The 18562-nt window shown below is 52.8% G+C and carries 14 protein-coding genes; 2 read left to right on the top strand and 12 right to left on the bottom strand.

Annotation, left to right across the window (positions count from 1 at the left end):
• Window positions 1–259: 259 nt before the first annotated feature.
• The 12 genes from QTL79_RS11530 to QTL79_RS11475 form a co-directional block, all read right to left on the bottom strand.
• Complete coding sequence (locus QTL79_RS11530; RefSeq protein ID WP_346355117.1) at window positions 260–1069, bottom strand: carbon-nitrogen hydrolase family protein; 810 nt, start codon at window positions 1067–1069, stop codon at window positions 260–262.
• Window positions 1070–1215: 146 nt separating this feature from the next.
• A complete protein-coding gene (locus QTL79_RS11525) occupies window positions 1216–3531 on the bottom strand; it encodes an FAD-dependent oxidoreductase (protein WP_346355116.1) in 2316 nt (771 codons plus the stop codon).
• A gap of 12 nt (window positions 3532–3543) precedes the next feature.
• On the bottom strand, window positions 3544–5178 hold the full coding sequence (locus tag QTL79_RS11520; RefSeq protein ID WP_346355115.1) for a glutamate synthase-related protein: 1635 nt from the start codon (window positions 5176–5178) through the stop codon (window positions 3544–3546).
• Complete coding sequence (locus QTL79_RS11515; RefSeq protein WP_346355114.1) at window positions 5166–6272, bottom strand: class II glutamine amidotransferase domain-containing protein; 1107 nt, start codon at window positions 6270–6272, stop codon at window positions 5166–5168. The genes QTL79_RS11520 and QTL79_RS11515 overlap by 13 nt, the downstream gene beginning before the upstream one ends.
• A 292-nt stretch (window positions 6273–6564) precedes the next feature.
• The gene (gene selB, locus QTL79_RS11510) at window positions 6565–8445 is read right to left on the bottom strand and encodes a selenocysteine-specific translation elongation factor (protein ID WP_346355113.1); all 1881 of its coding nucleotides are present in this window, start codon (window positions 8443–8445) and stop codon (window positions 6565–6567) included.
• The gene (gene selA / locus QTL79_RS11505) at window positions 8442–9860 is read right to left on the bottom strand and encodes an L-seryl-tRNA(Sec) selenium transferase (protein WP_346355112.1); all 1419 of its coding nucleotides are present in this window, start codon (window positions 9858–9860) and stop codon (window positions 8442–8444) included. The genes selB and selA overlap by 4 nt, the downstream gene beginning before the upstream one ends.
• A 201-nt stretch (window positions 9861–10061) precedes the next feature.
• The gene (locus tag QTL79_RS11500) at window positions 10062–10445 is read right to left on the bottom strand and encodes a bactofilin family protein (RefSeq protein ID WP_346355111.1); all 384 of its coding nucleotides are present in this window, start codon (window positions 10443–10445) and stop codon (window positions 10062–10064) included.
• Between the two features lie 100 nt (window positions 10446–10545).
• Window positions 10546–11490 carry a peptidoglycan DD-metalloendopeptidase family protein gene (locus QTL79_RS11495; protein WP_346355110.1) on the bottom strand — a complete coding sequence of 315 codons (945 nt, stop codon included), beginning with the start codon at window positions 11488–11490 and terminating at the stop codon, window positions 10546–10548.
• Between the two features lie 187 nt (window positions 11491–11677).
• On the bottom strand, window positions 11678–12190 hold the full coding sequence (locus QTL79_RS11490) for a DUF4446 family protein (RefSeq protein WP_346355109.1): 513 nt from the start codon (window positions 12188–12190) through the stop codon (window positions 11678–11680).
• A 37-nt stretch (window positions 12191–12227) separates the two neighbouring features.
• Entirely contained in the window at window positions 12228–13373 is a 1146-nt protein-coding gene (locus tag QTL79_RS11485) for an aminotransferase class V-fold PLP-dependent enzyme (RefSeq protein ID WP_346355108.1), read from the bottom strand.
• Between the two features lie 81 nt (window positions 13374–13454).
• Window positions 13455–14387, bottom strand: a complete 933-nt coding sequence (locus tag QTL79_RS11480; RefSeq protein ID WP_346355107.1) for a ParB/RepB/Spo0J family partition protein — start codon at window positions 14385–14387, stop codon at window positions 13455–13457.
• Complete coding sequence (locus QTL79_RS11475; protein WP_346355147.1) at window positions 14380–15150, bottom strand: ParA family protein; 771 nt, start codon at window positions 15148–15150, stop codon at window positions 14380–14382. Before QTL79_RS11475 ends, QTL79_RS11480 begins: the two co-directional genes overlap by 8 nt.
• Before the next feature lie 177 nt (window positions 15151–15327).
• Here QTL79_RS11475 and QTL79_RS11470 point away from each other — a divergent pair, with 177 nt between their 5' ends.
• Together QTL79_RS11470 and QTL79_RS11465 are read left to right on the top strand one after the other, a co-directional pair.
• Window positions 15328–16020 carry a vitamin B12 dependent-methionine synthase activation domain-containing protein gene (locus QTL79_RS11470; protein ID WP_346355106.1) on the top strand — a complete coding sequence of 231 codons (693 nt, stop codon included), beginning with the start codon at window positions 15328–15330 and terminating at the stop codon, window positions 16018–16020.
• A complete protein-coding gene (locus QTL79_RS11465) occupies window positions 16017–18398 on the top strand; it encodes a homocysteine S-methyltransferase family protein (RefSeq protein ID WP_346355105.1) in 2382 nt (793 codons plus the stop codon). The genes QTL79_RS11470 and QTL79_RS11465 overlap by 4 nt, the downstream gene beginning before the upstream one ends.
• Window positions 18399–18562: the final 164 nt, after the last annotated feature.

The following is an 18562-nucleotide window of genomic DNA, read 5'->3' as shown; positions in this document are numbered from 1 at the left end:
TCCGCATGACGCAGCCATGTTTGTCAGTTTTCCTTTTATTCGGCAATGCAAGAAGAGGCGGCTCTCTCTTCACCGAGAAAACCGCCTCTTCTTTGAGACTTATTTATTCACTTTTACATTTACCCCGCGCTATCCATCGACGTGAGATAAAGCAGACTCTTTCTTTTTTTGTAATTATATTAACCATTTCATCACTTGTCAATCTTTTTTTAAAAGTTCCTTTCACACATTCCTTTTGCAGTGTACAATTGCTTTTTGTTCAGTAGCAGAGCGGACGGCGATGCGCCAGCAAGGGCAGCTCCTGTCTGACTTTATCGAGCAAACTCAGATCCAGCTCGACCACGAGCAGCGCCTCCGCCCGGTTCGCTTTCGCCAGAACGCGGCCCCACGGATCGACCGCAAGCGAGTTGCCGTATGCCTGATAGCCTTCGCCCTGTGTCGGCGCCGGTGAGACGCCCAGCGTAAAGACCTGGTTGTCGACAGCGCGTGCACGCAACGTCAGTTCCCAATGCGCCGGACCGGTTTCCGGACCGAATGCACCGGGATAAATCAGGATTTGCGCGCCTTTCAGCGTCATTGAGCGCGCAAGTTCCGGAAAGCGCATGTCGTAGCAGATGCCGAGACCGAAGACGATTCCGCTGCCTTGCGCAACGGTGATCTCACGCCCGGCGCAGAGCGTCGCCGATTCTTGAAAAAAAGTTCCGCCCGGGATATCGATGTCAAAGAGATGCATCTTGCGGTGACGCGTCAGCAGTGTTCCCTGCGCGTCAAAGACAAACGCCGTATTGTAGAGGCTGCCCCGGTATCTTTCCGGCACCGATCCGCCAACGACGAGCATCTTTGTTTCTTTTGCCAGTGCGGCAAGACGCTTTAGCGACGGCCCTTCCGGCCAGGTTTCGGCGTAGTCGGCAAACAAACGGTTGTCATAGGGACAGTTAAACATCTCCGGTAGGACCGCGATCGCACAGCCCGCATCGGCCGCGCTGCGGATGAGTTGCGCGGCTTTTTCCAGATTGGCCTCTTTATCCGCCACAACCGTCATTTGACACAGGGCCGCCTTTATCTGCATCTTTTTTTCCTCCCGCTTCTTTTTCTTTCATAGTTTCAGTTTACTCCGCACCGACCGAAAACTCCTGCCTCTTTTGCCGTGCGAGAAAAGATAAGCACCGCGCTGCGCAGGGAATCGTCCTGCGCAGCGCGGTGCCAAGAATAAAATCAGCTGTTGTAGATCGTTATCGGCGTTGCATTGCCGTTCATCGACCAGATGCCGCAGGGGCAAATGCCGGCGCAGACGCCGCAGCCGATGCATTTCTTTTCATCGGTGACATACTCGAAGCCGCCTGTCTCGATTGCTCTGCGCGAAATCGCTTTTTCCGGACACGATTTTTGGCACATATGGCAATCGCGGCAAGTACCGCAGCTGATGCAGCGCTGATAATCCTCCGTGGCTTCCGGCACATCGCATGCGGCGCACTGCTTGAAGTAGGCGGTCGTCAGGCGACGGCTGTCAATCCGTTCTTTGCGCGGCGCCTGATACCTTTCGTTCATCAGCCACGCATGCACGGCCTTGGCCGCATTGCCGGCGGCACCGATCGCATCGACCAGCCGCCCGGGTTTTACCGTGTCGCCGGCGGTATAAACGCCTTCGGCGATTCGATACGTCTCATCCGGTTTCAGATAGCCGCGTTCGCGCACGATCTCATCCGGCAGGAAGCTCAGCTCCGGGCTTTCGCCAATCGCGATGATCACGGTATCGGCAGCAATAAACGTCCCTTCGGTCGTATGAATGCCGCTTTCCGTCACTTCTTTGGCGCTTACCGGCCAAAGCAACTCGCCGCCCAGATCCTGCACATGCTCGATTTCTTTTTCATCGGCCGCCGGTTTTTGCACGTCGATGCAAATGACTTTCTGCGCACCCATCCGATAGGCGCCGACCGCCGCATCCATACCGGAATTGCCGCAGCCGATAATGACCACTTTTTTGCCGACAGCCGGATTTTCGCCCCGGTTGACCTCTTTCAAAAAGTCGATTCCCTTGAGGATGCGTTCATGCCCCGGCCAGGGAATGACTCTTCCGACATGCGCGCCGCTGGCGACAATGACCGCATCATGCTCTTTGCGCAAAGCAAGGAACATCGCCGCATCTACCATGCTGTTCGGCTTGAAGGCAACGCCCACATCCTTGATGCGTTGCAATTCGCGACTGAGAATCTCTTCGGGCAGGCGGCCGCGCGGAATGACCTGCTCCATCTTGCCGCCGAGCTTCGCATCGCCTTCATATACGGTGACTTGGTGCCCTTGCCGCGCTAAGTGCCAGGCGGCGGTAAGACCCGCTGCGCCGCCGCCGATAACGGCGACGCTTTTGCCCGTTTTAGGCGCAGGCACTTCGCCCGTCGTCTCCAGTGAGTAGCGACCCAAGCGGCCAATCTGCGCGGAAATGTCGACCTTGCTTCGCGTACAGTCGTCCATGCACAAATTGGGACAGACGCTGCCGCATACGGAGCCGGGAAACGGCGTATAGTCGAGGACCAATTTATACGCTTCTGCCACTTTTCCGTCACGCAGCAGATTATAGCGCTGCTGCGAGGGGATCGAAGCCGGACAGCTGAATTCGCAAGGCGCGGCATATCTGGCATTTTCCCAGACCGGCACTCGCTGGCGATAGATGCCCTGCGTGACAAGGCCGATCACCTTGAAATCGTCCTGCAAAACATCGCTGAAAATGCCGCCTTTGACCCAATCCTCTGCGCGAAAGCTAAAGACGTCGGTGTTGGCGCCTTTCGCCCGTTCATCATAGGTCAGCGGAACGACTTTGCTCCATTCGCTCCAAACGGTCAACTCTTTTTTTAACTCCTGACGCTCCAGCGAGCCGAGAAAATCATCCATTCGGCTCATCAGGTATTCGATATCGTCCTGGACAAGCGGCTGTATCTTGACATCCTTTTTGGACACGCCGGCTGCCGTGCCGCGAAAATAGAGCGTCCCGCCAACCATGCCCGTACAGGAGCGATCTCCGAGCACCGATTCAAAGTCGTCGCAATCATAGCCGCAAACGACCGCAATGCCGCCTGACATGAATTCAAAGGAAAAACTGCCGCTGTTCTTCAGCACCCAGAATTCGGGCGGCGCATAGAGCGGATCATGCTTCATCAGCGAACCGGAACGCGTACCGGCCCGTCCGCCGATATAGATGCTGCCCGATGCCGCACAGTGCGCGGCCGTATCTCCGGCATCGCCTTTGACGACGATCTTGCCGCCGGCATTAAGCCAGCCTACGTCGGCCGAGGCGGAACCTTCCACGATAATTTCGGTATTTTCGAGACACATCGAGCCGACGCGCTGGCCGGGATTGGTCACGAAAAAGCGCAGCGTCTTCCCTGTCGGATGCCAAAGCGGTCCGCCGATATCGTGCTGGCCTGACGCTTCTATCGTAAATTCATGTTCGCCGTCCGCCAGCGCTTCATTGATCGCCTGCAATAGCGCCTGCGTCGACATGCGCTGGTTTCCTTCAAGACTATTCAGTGTAAACATGGCCTGCTCCTCCTAACATACATACTGGATCGCCAGCTTGTCGGCAATCGCCTGTTCCGTACTAACCAAGGCGTCTGACCGACCGACCGGCAGCGAGCTGTTGCCGATCGGCGCCATCAGCTTCTTCAGTTCGGAGTCCAGTGCCAGCATGTAATTGACGATGTTTCTCGCCGCCAAGTCGACATTAAGCCGCTTCGCCAAGCGTGGATCCTGCGTACAAATGCCCGCCGGACATTTGCCGGTATTGCAGGAATTGCAGCGGCCGTTCTCATTGCCGACGCAGCCCATCAGCTGGATCAGGATCTTGCCCATGAAGATGCCGTTTGCGCCTAAGCAGATCATTTTCAGCGCATCGGCCGCGGCATTGCCGGTCAAACCTACGCCGCCGCCGGCCCAAAGCGGTATCTGTCCCTGACGGCCCTGTTTCACCGCGGAAAGGTAGCATTCGCGGAGCTTGGAAACGACCGGATGCCCGGTATGATCGAGCGAGACTTCGTTCGCCGCTCCGGTGCCGCCTTGAATACCGTCGATGAAAAAACCGCCGCAGATGCGATACGGATCACGCATCAGGTTATTGTATACGGATACGGATGTCGCGGACGCAGCGCATTTTATCGCGACCGGAACGCGGAACTTAAACGCCGCATTTAACGACAAGTGCATTTTTTGTACGGATTCTTCAATCGAGTACAAGCCCTGATGATTCGGCGGCGACATCAGATCCGCCTTCGGTACGCCGCGAATCGCCTGAATATGTTCGGCCACTTTTGCCGCCGGCAACAATCCGCCATCACCCGGTTTTGCGCCTTGACCGATTTTGATCAGGATTCCGGCCGGATCGACTTTCATGCGCGGCATCGCTTTGATGATCCGGTTCCAGCCGAAGTGGCCGGAAGCAATCTGCAGGATCATATATTTCAGCTGCTCCGATTCCAGCAGTTTTACCGGCATGCCGCCTTCGCCGGAACACATCCGTACCGGCATGTTGCAGCGTTCATTGAGGTAAGCGGTCGCCAGCGCAATGGCTTCCCAGGCTCGCGTTGAGAGTGCGCCGATCGACATGTCGCTGAAGATGACCGGATAAATCCAATTTACCGGCGGTGTTTTGTCCGACAAGTGAAGTTCGCCGCCCTGCGCGGTAAAAGGAAGTTCTTTTGGGCCGAGCACGCGGCCAAACGGCGCTACGATATCAAACGTATGCCGCTCCGAATCAAGCGCGGGGTCCGTCATTTGCGAAATGCGACCGACGACGATCTTATCGAGCGTGCGCCCCGCCTGCAGATTGGTCCGACCGCCTCTCTTCAACGGCTGTCCGCCGCTTCTTGCAACCAAAGCATGGCGCGAATCCGGATTGCGTACCGGGCGGATCGCCTTGTTCGGGCAGATCTTTTCACACATGCCGCAGCCAGTACAGGCGTTTGCTACGCTGTCAACCTGACGAATGACCGGTCTTGCCTGATGGCGTTCGCTCGGTTCAGGCTGATGTCCGGTCGAGATCGTGACCGAGCGGCGTTCCATCGCCGGTTGGATCGCCTGAAACGAACAGGCAGCCGTACAGCTGCCGCACATGGTGCAGCGTTCGCGTGCATATTCTATTTTCCACGGCAAATCATTAACCGTCACATCTTGCGTTCTTACTGTTTCCATCGCTTTACCTCCAGCGCCGCGTCAATTACGACGACTTCACGTTCGTTCGGATAGATATCGAGCGCCTGATCCCGCTCCGGCAGGATCGCATTGATGCCGCAGACTTCTGAAGCAATGGCCACTGTCGTTCCATCGCCGCCTACGACAACGGGACGCAGTTTCTTCGAGTCGCAGCAGGTCACCATGTTTCCGTCCGGCAGCATCGCAATGATCGTGTTCGGCCCGTTGATTTCAAGATGCCCCAACGATTGACGGATGGCAGTCAGCTCTGCCCGGTCGTCGCGCACGCTGATTTCTTCAAACGGCAGCGGCGTGATGACATGTTTGTAGTACTTGATCGGCCATTTCAATTCATGCAGCACATAATGCATCGTGTAGAGGAAGTTTTGCGAATCCGATTCGAAACCGATGTAACCGCGATGCAGTGATTTTTGATATTCTTTGTTCTTGGTATAAAACGTATTCTCGCCGTTCGCGCATAACGTATAGCCCTGCAAAAAAAACGGATGCGCCGCATAGCGGACAATATCGTAATTTGTATTTTGCCGGCATTGGACGACGACGTTCTTCGCCATCAGATCGCCGTTGTTTTCCCACAGCCTGAAATACGTCGCGATATCGGCCGGATCGCCGATTTCTTTCAGCGTCAAGACATCCGGCCAGAAGGAATAGACGAAGCCCTCGCCCGCTTCTTCCAGCAGGATGCGCAGCGCCAAACGCGTGCTTAAAAGCAGCTCTTCTTTTTCTTCCCAACTGGCATCGCGATAATGTTCCGGATACTCATAGTTGCGGAAAATATAATAAGGCATCGCCGCGATATCGAGTTTCTTACCGCGCACGCCGCGCGGAATCCACTCTTGAATCGGCGTGAAGTTGTTGGTTTCCATATAGTCTTCGACCATTTTCGCCCCGCGCTGCGAGCAGGCCAGCGAAAGCAGCGGCTTGTCCTTATGGCGGCTGAAGACGCCCGCCAAATCCTGCATCACCATCGCAAACCCGGAATTGTCATGCCCCTCCTGTTGCGGCAGCATGAGATGCAGCGCCTTGGAAGGATGAAAGAACTCCTTACTTTTGATTGCTCCTATTCTGCACATTCTAATCTCCACCTTTTCATCCTTGTTTTATAGAAAGCAAAAGAAAAAAGACGCCTACGAAAATCGGATGCCGATGTTGTCCACCGCATCCAGGACTTTCCGCAGGGTCTTTTATACCCACGGTGTTGTGCAGCACTGCACCTGTACCGCTTGGACCAGACCGCCTCACGGCGCGGAACCCTAGGTACACTCCCGAAAAACTTACGTCCTCGTCACACATCCACCATGTGCCGATTAGTTCTTATTATAAAAAGAGGAGCCAATGCTGTCAATATGCATTTTTAATAAAATATTATTCTGATAAATCCTTGAGTTTCGCGCCACAAGTACGCGTATCCCCTTCTCTCTTTGTATATTTATTCATATCTAGGTACTCAAGAATCGGCATTGCATACTTGCGCGATGTGTTAATCAAGTCCCGCAATTCGCTTACTGAGAGCGTTGCATGGCGCTGAAAATGTTCTTGAATAACAGTGACAATGTTTTGAATTGTTTTGCTGTATACGTGTATGCCGCCCATGCGAATCAATACGCCCTGACGCACAAGCGTCGCCCAAACAACTTTTCGCCGCTCTTCCGGAATGTTCAGCTGTTTTTGCAGCCAGTCTTCCTGAACGTCTTCTAAACCGATCTTTTCCAAGATCTCCTGCGCCTTGGCGATCAGCTCCCGTTCCCACCTTGCATGCCGCTCTGCATGTTCCGTCAAGGCAAGATCTCCGCCAAGCGCCTTCAGCCAGCCGGCGGCAACGAAACGCCGCACCAGGCATTCAAACGTCTTTTCCGCCAGATGTAGGCGTTGGCGCAGCGCCTCCTTACTGATGCCGCTGCGTTCGGGTTCCTCGGCATGAAAAACTTCCAGCGCTGCTTTCAGTTTTTCTTCTTTCTCGTTCAGCCATGCCGCTCTTACATAACCGCTCTCCAGCGAAGTGATCTCTTCAGCCTCAAGCAGCGCCGCCAACGCGTCGAGCAGAGGTTTGGGCGCGCGGTATCCGGCAAGGCTCAAGACTTCCGTTTTATTTAGCGGCTCATCGGCATCCGCTAGCAGTGCCGAGAGAAATTCCTTTTCGTCCTTGCCGGTCAAGGCTTCACCGAGTCGAACCCGACTTTCTTTCGGCGGCGTCCGCCGCGCGCCCGGTCGAAGCATCGTGACTCCAGCCAGCAGATACTGCGGCGAATATTGCCGGATGATCCCCCGATCACCAGGTGCCGCCGCGACCTCTTCTTCGAGCACCAAGCGTCCGACCTCGGCCGGCCGATCTTTGAAGCGATAGAGCCGTCCGATATATTCTCCCGTGCCGATATGCAGGCGGATCCGGCTGCCGCTGTCGACTTCCTCACGCCATTCAAGCCTTACATCCCATACCGCGCCGACTTCGCCGACATGCTCTGCGCTCAGCACCATGCCACGCGCCAGGGCTTCGCTTTCGACGCCGACAATGTTTATCGCGGCGCGTTGTCCGGCAACGACGCGTTCGACTTTTTTTCCATGCCACTCGACGCCCCGCACGCGCACTTGCGCGCCCACAGGATCGAGACGAAGCAAATCTCCGACCGTCGCTTCTCCGCTTAAAAGCGAACCGGTCACTACCGCGCCATGCCCTTTAATGCTGAAGACCCTGTCGATCCAGAGGCGAAACGGCGCTTTGCTGTCGCGCACCCCTGCCAACCTGGCCTGTGCAAGCAAAACGTCTTTCAGTTCTTCGACCCCTTCGCCGCTAAAGGCCGATACACGGCAGCTAGGCGCCGTTTCAAGAAACGTCCCCGCCAGTAACTCCTTTACTTCCGCTTCGACCAGTTCAAGCCACTCCGCATCCACCTTGTCGATCTTGTTGATCACGATGACGCCGCGCTTTACGCCATAAAGACTCAGCATCGCCAGATGCTCGCGCGTTTGCGGCATGACGCCTTCATCTGCCGCGATGACGAGCATGACCAGATCCATGCCGCCCGTTCCGGCCAGCATATTCTTGAGAAAACGTTCATGCCCCGGCACATCGACAATTCCGGCCATGATGTCTTCGGCCAGGGGCAAAAGCGCAAAGCCAAGATCGATCGAGATGCCGCGCTCTTTCTCTTCTTTCAGCCGGTCTGTCTCCGTCCCGGTCAACGCCTTTATCAAGGCCGATTTCCCATGATCGACATGTCCGGCCGTACCAATAATCAGATACTTCATCGTTTCCTCTCTGCCTCCCACGCCGCACAGGCCGCTGCAATTTCAGCCGCATCCGCCGGAAACAAGCTTCTGACATCCACGAGCAGTCGCCCCTCTTGCACACGGACGATGATCGGAATCTGCCAGGCGCGCAAATGGCGTTCTACGCTTGCCGCTTCCGCTTCAGGCGGTATGATCGCTACGCCACAGCTGGCAAACTCGATCTCCGGCAGCGTGCCGCCGCCAGCCATCGACGACATCTCGCACTTTTTAATGCTCCAGCCTTTTTTCTCGAGCGGCGCCAGTTCTTCGGCAAGTTGCTGCTGCATGTTTGCCAATGTCTCTTGTGTTGCCGTCAGCATCCGCAGAACGGGGATTTTTTCTTCCTTGCCAACCAGATAATCGCACAACGTTCCTTCGAGCGCCGCTAATGACAGTTTATCGATGCGCAGCGCTCTTAAGAGTTGATGCTTCTTGATCTTTTCGATGTATTGCCGCTTGCCCGCGATGATGCCCGCTTGCCCTGCGCCCATCAATTTATCGGCGCTGCAGGTGACAAGGTCAAAACCTGCCGCGATTTTCTCCGCGACGGTCGGTTCCTGCCAGCCCGGCAGCGCAAGCGGCAACAGGAGTCCGCCGCCCAGATCTTCCACGACCGGTATCGCCTTCCTGCGTCCCAGCTCCACGATATCCGCATCCTCAGGCTGCGACGTGAAGCCGATGATCCGGTAATTGCTGGTATGCACCTTCATCAGCAATGCCGTTTCCTCGCTGATTGCCGCTTCATAATCCCTTAGATGCGTCTTGTTTGTCGTCCCAACCTCCAATAATTTCGCACCGCTTTCTTCCATTACAGCCGGAATGCGAAAGGAACCGCCGATTTCAACCAGTTCGCCGCGGCTTACAACGACTTCCTTCCCTTTCGCCATGGCAGCGAGCAAAAGCATGACCGCCGCTGCATTGTTGTTGACGACGACGGCATCTTCGGCGCCGGTCAAGCGGCAGATTTTTTCTACGACAAGGCTGTAGCGACTGCCGCGTACGCCGGCTTGCAGGTCAAACTCCAAATTGCTATAGCCGCTGGCGCTTTCCTGGATCAGCTGCAGCGCCGTTTCACTCAGCGGCGCACGGCCTAAATTGGTGTGCAAGACGACGCCGGTAGCATTAATCACACGCCGCAAGCGAGGCTTAACAGCCCGCAACGCCTCTTTTACGCCGCCCTGCACGATCGTTTCCAGCGCAGATGGAATTTCACGCTCACCGGCCAAAACGCGTTCTCTGACCTGGCTGACCGCTTTTCGCGCACAATCCGTCAGTAAACTCGCCGGCAACCTTTTGGCTGTTTCGTCCTGCAGCATCATTTCCAACACCTTATCGACGCCAGGCAAGCGCCTGAGAGAGGCTTGCAATTCATCCCTTTTGCTTCGTTCCGCCATCTTGTTTCCTCCTATTGTCTCGCCGCTTTCAAGCGTGTTTAGTTTTTGCTTACAATATAATGTATATTTTATTATTTGTTATCTTTCCTTTTCTTACGTTTCTACCTTTGTCATTCAGTCTCCTTGTTTCGCTTGACTAATTCTACGCAAAAGGCGTTTTAAAGCAAAAAAACACGACTGCTAAGCAGCCGTGTTTTTTTGCTATTTTTTCTGTGCCTGCGGTTCAACCAAATGCTTCATTTCACAAGCGCCTTTGAAGACCGCACCCTCGCCAATGATCAGGACGCCGACCTTGATGTCGCCGTAAATCTTCGCACTCGCCAACAGCTCCATCTTCTCGGCGATTTCAACGTTGCCGTGAATCGTGCCGCCAATGATCGCATTACGCGCTTTGACATTGGCGGTAATGATCGCCGTATCGCCAACCATCAAATCTCCGGTCGTTTGCAACTCCCCTTCAAACTGACCGTCGACTCTTATCGTTCCTTTGCCGGATACAACCCCTTTGAAGGTCGTATCTTTACCAATAATCGTGCTCATATCCCCAGTCAAAACGCCACTGCTTTTTTTCAAGCCAAACATCATATCCTCCCTTTCTTAAACCCCTTACTTCCCAACTTTTCTCCCAGCTTAGAAAAACGGTCAAAAGCAGCTGCCTTTGACCGTTTCGGCTTCGCATTCACTATTAATTTAAAAAGCTAACCGGATTTACCGCCGTTCCATTCACCCTGATTTCATAATGGCAATGCGAACCCGTGCTGTAACCGGTACTTCCCATATAGGCGATGACTTCACCCTTTTTAACGTGCTGTCCAACCTGCGCCACAATTTGAGAGTTATGGCCATATAATGTTTCAATGCCGCCGCCATGGTTAATCTTGATCAATTTTCCATAACCGCCGTCCCAGCCGCTGCCGGTCACTTCTCCGTCTGCAGTCGCAACGATAGGTGTTCCTACTCCGTTCGCGATATCGATTCCGGGATGCCAATCGCTGCCGCCGCCGCCAAACGGCGAACCGCGCCAACCAAAGCGCGAGGTCACATCGCCATTCGTCGGCCAGATGGAAGGCGTCGCAGCCGCGCGGCTTTGTTTCGCCTTGATCTGTTCTTTCAATTCAAGCAAACTTTCTTCGCGGCTTTTCAAATCGGCTTTTAACGCAACCGTCACTTCATTCAATTGTGAAACCGTAGGTTTTGCGGTCGGACCGCCTTGCCCGCCCTGGTTAGAGCCATTCAGGTTCGGACGCACCGTTCCCGCACGCGACGTCCCCGTCGCTTCTTCCAGATTCATCATGCGGCGAACTTCACTGTCTAAATTATTAAGCCGTTCCATGTCCGCCTGCAAACCCGCGGTCGACTTTGCCAACTGCTCGATCTGCTGCAATTGGCTGCCATTGGTTTGCCGCAGCGCATCCAGTTCCGCTTTTTCAGAAGTCGCTTCCGCAACGGTATAGCGATAATTAAGGAATGCGCCCACCGAGGCCATTACAATCGCGCAACACAGTACCGCACCTATTTTTAATAAATTGACCGGGATTCGTACGCTTTTCACCGCTTTGCCGTCATGCGGCACCAACATAAAAGTGAAAAATTGATTTCGTTTTGCCTGTTGTTTAGTCTTTAACGCCAAACTTTCGCCCTCCTTACAGCACTACTAAGGGAGGCTGTTGAAAAAAGTCCATCTGTTATTGCTTAGCTTCGCAGTACCAGATCATGTCCCTGACAGTACCTCCAGTAGCCAAACCTTTTTCAACAGTCTCTTTTTGCATTTTTACATACTTTTTCTCTATTCGCCGCAAAAGAAAAAAATCCTGCTTTTACGCAGGTTTTTTTTCCATCGCCATTTGCAGTGCCTTACGTTCTTCTTCCGAAAGCAAATACGCAGATTCTCCATTTGTGATCGGCTTTGCATAGGTTCTCGATTCGCTGCGGCTATAGATGCTCGAGAAGACGACGCCGTTGTTTTTTTCGTCCAGCATCGCAATTGCAAAGCTCAAATCGCTTGCGATATCGGGAAAAGCGTTAAAGCGAACCACGCCAAAGCGTTGGATGCATCCCAGCAGCTGTTGGCGCAAGCGCGCGCATTCTTTCTCAAGCGCCTCGCATTGACGGCTCGTTTGCCGCACTTCCGCCACATGTTCGAGCAGAAGCTTCTCTAAATTCACGCCGTCCATACCCTTCGTCATCGTTTCATACTTGCGGCTCAAACCTACCATCTTAATATTAATGCTGATAAAGACAAGCAATGCCGCCAGCAATAATCCCGTCATCGCAAGGATCAATTCCGGCAGATTTCCCATGATCAGATCGGTCAATTCCTTTATATCCATACTACGCAACCACTCTTTCTTTCTGTTTTACTTTTTCTTAGCACGCACTTTCCGTTTTTAAGACGGCTTCGAGCGTTTCAAGAACGATTTTTATTTCCGCTTCGTTATTATAAATTCCTGGGCTAAAACGCACCGCGCCGCTTTCCAGACTGCCGAGCGTCTTATGCGCCCACGGTGCGCAGTGCAGACCGCTGCGCGACGCGATCGCCGCCGTTTCTTCCAATGCACGGCTTATCATGCCGCTGTCGATCCCCTCGACCGCAAAACTGACAACCGCCGTGCGTTCTGCCGCAAAACCCGGCCCAAGCCGCTTTACTTTCGGCAGCACGCCAAGCCCTTCCCAGAGAAGCTGCGCCAACTTCAATTCATGTCGACAGATCGCATCCTGCCCCTTAGCCGCAATATACTCTACTCCGGCCAACAAACCTGCAATGCCAGGAACGTTCGGCGTGCCGCTTTCCAGTCGATCCGGCATAAAAGAAGGCTGTTCTTCGGATTCCGAAAGACTTCCCGTCCCCCCATAGCGCAACGGCTTGCAAGAAAGAGTCTCTTCGATATATAAAGCGCCGACGCCCTGAGGACTTAGCAACCCTTTATGTCCACTAAATGCGACTGCTGAGAAGAGGCCGGCTTGAACATCAATTTCCTTCACACCAATGGTTTGACATGCATCTACGATGCAGCGCACATTTCGTTCCGCCGCCAGACGCCCAATTTCATGGATCGGAAATACCGTGCCGCTCACATTCGATGCGTGCGTGAGGACAATCCACTGCGCACCCGACAAGGCTTCTTTCAACATGCTCCAATTCAGTTCCCCCTGTGCGTTACACGAAACCTTACGTATGATGACACCGGTTTGTTGTAGTTGCCAGAGCGGACGAGCCACCGCATTATGTTCCATCGACGTCGTTACGACGATATCTCCGGGTTTAATTAAACCAAACAACGCCATACTCAAAGCATCGGTGGCATTTTGCGCAAACGCGATTTGCGTTGCGATCGGCGCACGAATCAATTCGGCCAGCGCTTCACGCGCTTCATAGAGCACTTCTGCCGCCTTCCTTGCCTTCTGATAACCGCCTCTGCCCGGGCTTCCGCCCGCGCGCAAAGCCTCTTCCGTTTTTTGATAAACAGATTCCGGTTTCGGCCAACTTGTCGCGGCATTATCCAGATATATCATCTTCATCTCCACCTTTTAACAAGACGTCAAACGTCAGGCAAAACACAATCATGTTTCACGTGAAACATGATTGTGTTTTATTTATACGATTAATTGCCCCGGTACTCGCACTCCCGCTGTCGGTTGCATCATCTGCGTCAATGTTTCAATGATTCGTTCCAAGTCATCTTGCGAGTAAAATTCGATTTCTATTCTACTTTTCAGTTTTCCAGGCTTAATCTTAACCTGCGTCCCTAAGACCATCTTGAGCTGATCTTCGGCTTCTTCCACAAAAACGCCTCTGATCGGTTCAACTTCTTTCTTCGCTCTGTTCTTTTCTCCTACGCCTTTAATGATGCGTTTTACCAATTCTTCTGCATCACGTGAAGACAAACCTTCTGCGATGATCGTCTCAGCAGCTTCCAGCTGCACTTCACGATCCTCTAAGGTCAAGAGAGGTCTTGCTTGCCCCATGCTCAATGTTCCACGTGAAACATGATCTTGCACATCCGGCGATAAATTCAGCATGCGCACCGTATTTGCGATCAACGAACGACTTCGACCAATTTTACGCGCGACTTCTTCCTGCGTCAGGCCGAATTCTTCCATCAAACGCCGGTAAGCCGCAGCTTCTTCAATCGGATTCAGGCTCTCACGCTGAATGTTTTCAATTAGCGCGATTTCCATCATCTCTCCGTCGGTCAACTCTTTTACAACCGCCGGAATTTCTTTTAAACCAGCACGCTGCGAGGCGCGCCAGCGTCGTTCGCCAGCAACAAGTTCAAACCCTTGCATCGTCTTTCGTACAACGATCGGCTGCAAAATGCCGTATTGACGGATGGATTGCACTAATTCATTCAGCGCGTCTTCATCAAACAAACGTCTTGGCTGAAACTGATTGGCGACGATATCTTTTACCATAACCCAGTCTGTCGCCCCATTCTTCTTTTGCACCGTCTCAACCTGATGACTGGCGCCTCCCATCGGGATTAACGCATCCAAACCACGACCCAGACCACGTCCACCCTTATTCATCACCCACAACCTCCTGCGCTAACTCAAAATACACTTCGGCGCCTTTTGATTTAGGATCATATGTAATAACCGGTTTTCCGTGACTCGGAGCTTCACTCAAACGCACATTGCGCGGAATGATCGTCTGATACACTTTATGACGGAAATGATTCTTCACTTCATCCACTACCTGAATTGAAAGATTCGTCCGGGCGTCAAACATGGTCAACACGACGCCTTCCAAAGTCAGTGCCGGGTTCAGATTGCGCTGCACAAGCGAGATGGTACTCATCAACTGCGTCAATCCTTCTAACGCGTAAAATTCGCACTGAATCGGTACAAGCACCGAATTCGCCGCCGTCAGCGCGTTGATTGTTAATAACCCGAGCGAAGGCGGACAATCGATAATCACATAATCATACTCGAAACGTATTTTATCCAATGCCCGTTTTAATTTTGTTTCACGTGAAATAACAGAAACCAGCTCAATTTCAGCTCCAGCTAATTGAATGGTCGTCGGTAAAAGTTGCAAGTTGGCAAGTTCCGTATCGCAAACAGCGCTCTCCGCCGGAACATCATTTACCAAAACGTCATAGATACTTCTCTCAAGCAGCTTCTTGTTGACGCCTAATCCGCTGCTGGTATTCCCCTGCGGATCGAGATCCAATAGGAGTACTTTTTTCCCTAATTCAGCGATACAAGCACTTAAGTTTACCGCTGTCGTAGTCTTGCCGACGCCGCCTTTTTGGTTGGCGATCGCAATGACTTTCCCCAAAATCCTCACCTCATGTCCTGCATATTCAAAACTTCTTTTCTCATTATACAACAATATTCTACTCCCGTATATTTGCAAAATCATTTCCTTATTAATATAAGCGTATAAAAACAGCGCAAATACTTGCGTAATATACAAAATTATGATATTTTAGGCAGAAACACGCTTTACGGAGGAGGTGTTCGTGTGCCGATTTACAACCCGTCCTTGCAGTCCTTGTCCGCAGCAGAAGTTCAACGGTATGCCGGAATGAAGGAAGCGCACAATTTTCCTCCTGCAGCGATTACAGCCGCCGTTCAGGAAGGCCGTCTACTCGCGGAAGCGAAAAGTTCATGGGAAATATTCCCTTATGATTCTGCCACTTCGACGATCCTGGCTGAGAGAAAAATAGAACTGACCGCCACTAGCATTAAACGCCACTTGCAAGCAAGCCAGCATGTTGTCGTTTTGGCAGTCACCATTGGCGAACTTTTAGAAAAAACCTCCGAACATTATTTTGCCCAGGGTTCCTACAGCCATGCCTTATTGCTTGATGCCGCCGGAACAACCGCTGTTGAAGCGGCAGCCGACCAGCTGGAAGCTTTTATCCGCCAACAATATGCACAAAAAGGCTTTATTTGCACGCGACGTTTCAGCCCAGGTTATGGTAACTGGGATATTCGGTTTCAGCCTGAAATACTGCGCTTAGCAAACGCCGGTCAGGTTAATATTACGTCAACTGAATCCTGCATGTTGCTGCCGCGCAAATCCGTTACCGCGGTCATTGGTCTTCAGCCGACCTATCGCCAGCAAAAGCTGCAGTCCAATAGCACTTGCAGCACCTGCTCTCTTACTAACTGTCTCTCCCGCAGAGAGAAAAGAAAGGATGAAACAAATTGAAGGTATCTGTATTTGATGGAGCCATGGGAACGATGCTGCAAGCCGCCGGATTGCCCGCCGGTTATTGTCCGGAATTGTGGAATCTCGAAAATCCTGCCGCAATCAGCAAGATCCACCAGACTTATATTGCAAACGGCGCTGATATCATTGAGACGAATACGTTTGGCGCCAATCGCATCAAGCTTGAACATTACGGGCTGGCCGATCAAGTCGCGACGCTAAATGAAGCGGCCGTGAAAGCCGCGCGCGCCGCCTGCGCACCGCACACTAAAATCGCCGGCTCAGTCGGGCCGACAGGAAAACTATTGGAACCGCTAGGCGATTTGAACTTCGACACTGCCGTTGACGTCTTTCAAGAACAGATCCGCGCACTTGTCGCAGCCGATGTCGATATGATCATTATTGAAACGATTATCGATCTTCAAGAAATGCGCGCCGCTTTGATTGCGGCAAAAACGGTGACGACGAAACCGGTAATCTGTCAGCTTTCTTTTGGCGCGGACGGCAGGACGATAACCGGTACGGATCCTGAGACGGCAGCGATCGTGTTGAGCGCGTTAGGCGCCGATGTCATCGGCGCAAACTGTTCCCTGGGCCCTGCGCAGCTGCTGCAAGTCATTGAACAATTAGCCCTTCATGCGCAAACGCCGATCAGTGTGCAGCCAAATGCGGGCATGCCGGAACTGATTCACGGCGAAACCGTATTCCCCATGACGCCTGCGGAAATGGCCGAATGGGCGCCTAAGCTTGCCGCTGCCGGAGCCTCCTATATCGGCGGCTGTTGCGGCACCACGCCAGCTCATATTCAAGCAGTCAAAACAGCTTTGCTGCATGTCTCCGTCACACGGCAAGCGCGTCAGCGCCGTTTTGATCTCGCCCTGACCAGTCGCACCCGAACGGTGCATATCGGCAGTAAACAGCCTCTTGCGCTGATCGGCGAACGCATCAATCCGACCGGACGCAAAGCGATGGCTGCCGAAATCAAAGCAGGCAACTTTATCGGCGTCAAGAAAGAAGCCTTAGGACAAGTCGCCGCCGGAGCAAAAATATTGGATGTCAATATGGGCGTTCCGGGAATTGATCAAGCAGCCGCGATGACAACCGTATTTCATGAATTATCCATGTTGGTCGACGTTCCTCTGGTTATTGATACAACCGATGCCGCTGCGCTGGAATGTGCATTGAAAGCCTATCCCGGACGCGCTTTAATCAATTCCGTAAGCGCCGAAAGCGAACGTTTGGCAAGCTTTCTTCCTTTGGCGAAAAAATACGGCGCAGCGATCCTTTGCCTGCCGCTTTCCGACAAAGGCGTTCCGCGCACCGCCGCCGAGCGTCTTCAGTGTGCGCGACAAATTATCGCAGCCGCTTTTGCTGCGGGGCTCAAGCCGAATGACTTCTTGCTTGACGCCCTCGTTTTAACCACGGCAGCGGAACAAAATGCCGCACTCGAAACACTGGCAACACTGCGCTTATACCGCCAAGAACTAGGTTATCCGAGCACAATGGGACTCAGCAATGTCTCCTTTGGTCTGCCGCAGCGCCCGATCGTCAACGCCGCTTTTTGCGCCATGGCGCTTGAAGCAGGCCTGGATGCGCCCATTCTTAACCCCTACGACGAAAGAATGAAAGAAACGCTGGCGGCCGCTGCAGCGCTGCGCGGCGAAGACCCTTGCGGGCAACAATACAGTTTACTGTATGCGCCGAACAGCGCACCGCTTGAAGCAAAATCCGCCGCTTTAACGCTTGATACGCTTGGCCAGATCAAGTCAGCCGTCCTGCAGGGCGAAAAAGAAAGCGTCATACCGCTGGTCGAACAGGCGCTTCAAGAAGGCTTTTCCTCGCTCGTCATCACGGACAACGCGCTTACCGCCGCGATGAACGAGATAGGTATTGCTTTTGGCGCAGGACGCTGCTTCTTACCACAGGTACTCCTTGCAGCAGAAACCATGCGCAGCGCTTTTCTAACGCTAAAAAAACACTTGCCCGCTGAAGCGGAAACCTATCTTGGAACCGTTGTTATTGCAACCGTTAAAGGCGACATTCATGATCTTGGCAAAAACATCGTGGCCGCCTTATTGGAAAACAACGGTTTTAAAGTTATCGATCTTGGCAAAGATGTCGCTCCCGATTGCATCGTCGAAGCCGTACGCATTCATAAACCGGATATTGTCGGTCTCTGTGCGCTGATGACTACGACAATGACTAAGATCGACGAAACCATCGCCGCCATCAAAGAAGCCGGTCTTTCACCCTACACGATTGTCGGCGGCGCCGTTTTAACGAAAGAATATGCGCTCGCCGCAGCCGCCGACTGTTTTGCCGCCAATGGAGTTGACGCCGTCACGCTTGCAAAATCCTTTATGAAAGAAAATAAATAAGGCGCTCTCTTCCTGCTTTACAATAACAAAACAGAAGGCTTTCTTCTGTTTTGTTATTTTTTAACTATTTTTTAATTAATTTCAGAAAAAAACTCAAAAGATCAGCAGGGTTTTTGCTGATGAAACTGGAATTTTACCAGAAATATTACTGAGCGATCTTTCAT

The organism is Azotosporobacter soli (assembly GCF_030542965.1).
In the GTDB taxonomy this organism is placed as follows: Bacteria; Bacillota; Negativicutes; order SG130; family SG130; genus Azotosporobacter; species Azotosporobacter soli.
Note: the sequence above shows the minus strand (reverse complement) of the source record. Positions and strands in the feature narration are given on the sequence as shown.

Excerpts from the sequence above, each read along its gene's own strand:
- QTL79_RS11520 (WP_346355115.1), bottom strand. The coding sequence starts at position 5,178 with ATGGAAACAGTAAGAACGCAAGATGTGACGGTTAATGATTTGCCGTGG.
- QTL79_RS11530 (WP_346355117.1), bottom strand. The coding sequence starts at position 1,069 with ATGCAGATAAAGGCGGCCCTGTGTCAAATGACGGTTGTGGCGGATAAA.
- QTL79_RS11480 (WP_346355107.1), bottom strand. The coding sequence starts at position 14,387 with ATGAATAAGGGTGGACGTGGTCTGGGTCGTGGTTTGGATGCGTTAATC.
- QTL79_RS11490 (WP_346355109.1), bottom strand. The coding sequence starts at position 12,190 with ATGGATATAAAGGAATTGACCGATCTGATCATGGGAAATCTGCCGGAA.
- QTL79_RS11485 (WP_346355108.1), bottom strand. The coding sequence starts at position 13,373 with ATGATATATCTGGATAATGCCGCGACAAGTTGGCCGAAACCGGAATCT.
- QTL79_RS11515 (WP_346355114.1), bottom strand. The coding sequence starts at position 6,272 with ATGTGCAGAATAGGAGCAATCAAAAGTAAGGAGTTCTTTCATCCTTCC.
- QTL79_RS11500 (WP_346355111.1), bottom strand. The coding sequence starts at position 10,445 with ATGATGTTTGGCTTGAAAAAAAGCAGTGGCGTTTTGACTGGGGATATG.
- selB (WP_346355113.1), bottom strand. The coding sequence starts at position 8,445 with ATGAAGTATCTGATTATTGGTACGGCCGGACATGTCGATCATGGGAAA.
- QTL79_RS11525 (WP_346355116.1), bottom strand. The coding sequence starts at position 3,531 with ATGTTTACACTGAATAGTCTTGAAGGAAACCAGCGCATGTCGACGCAG.
- selA (WP_346355112.1), bottom strand. The coding sequence starts at position 9,860 with ATGGCGGAACGAAGCAAAAGGGATGAATTGCAAGCCTCTCTCAGGCGC.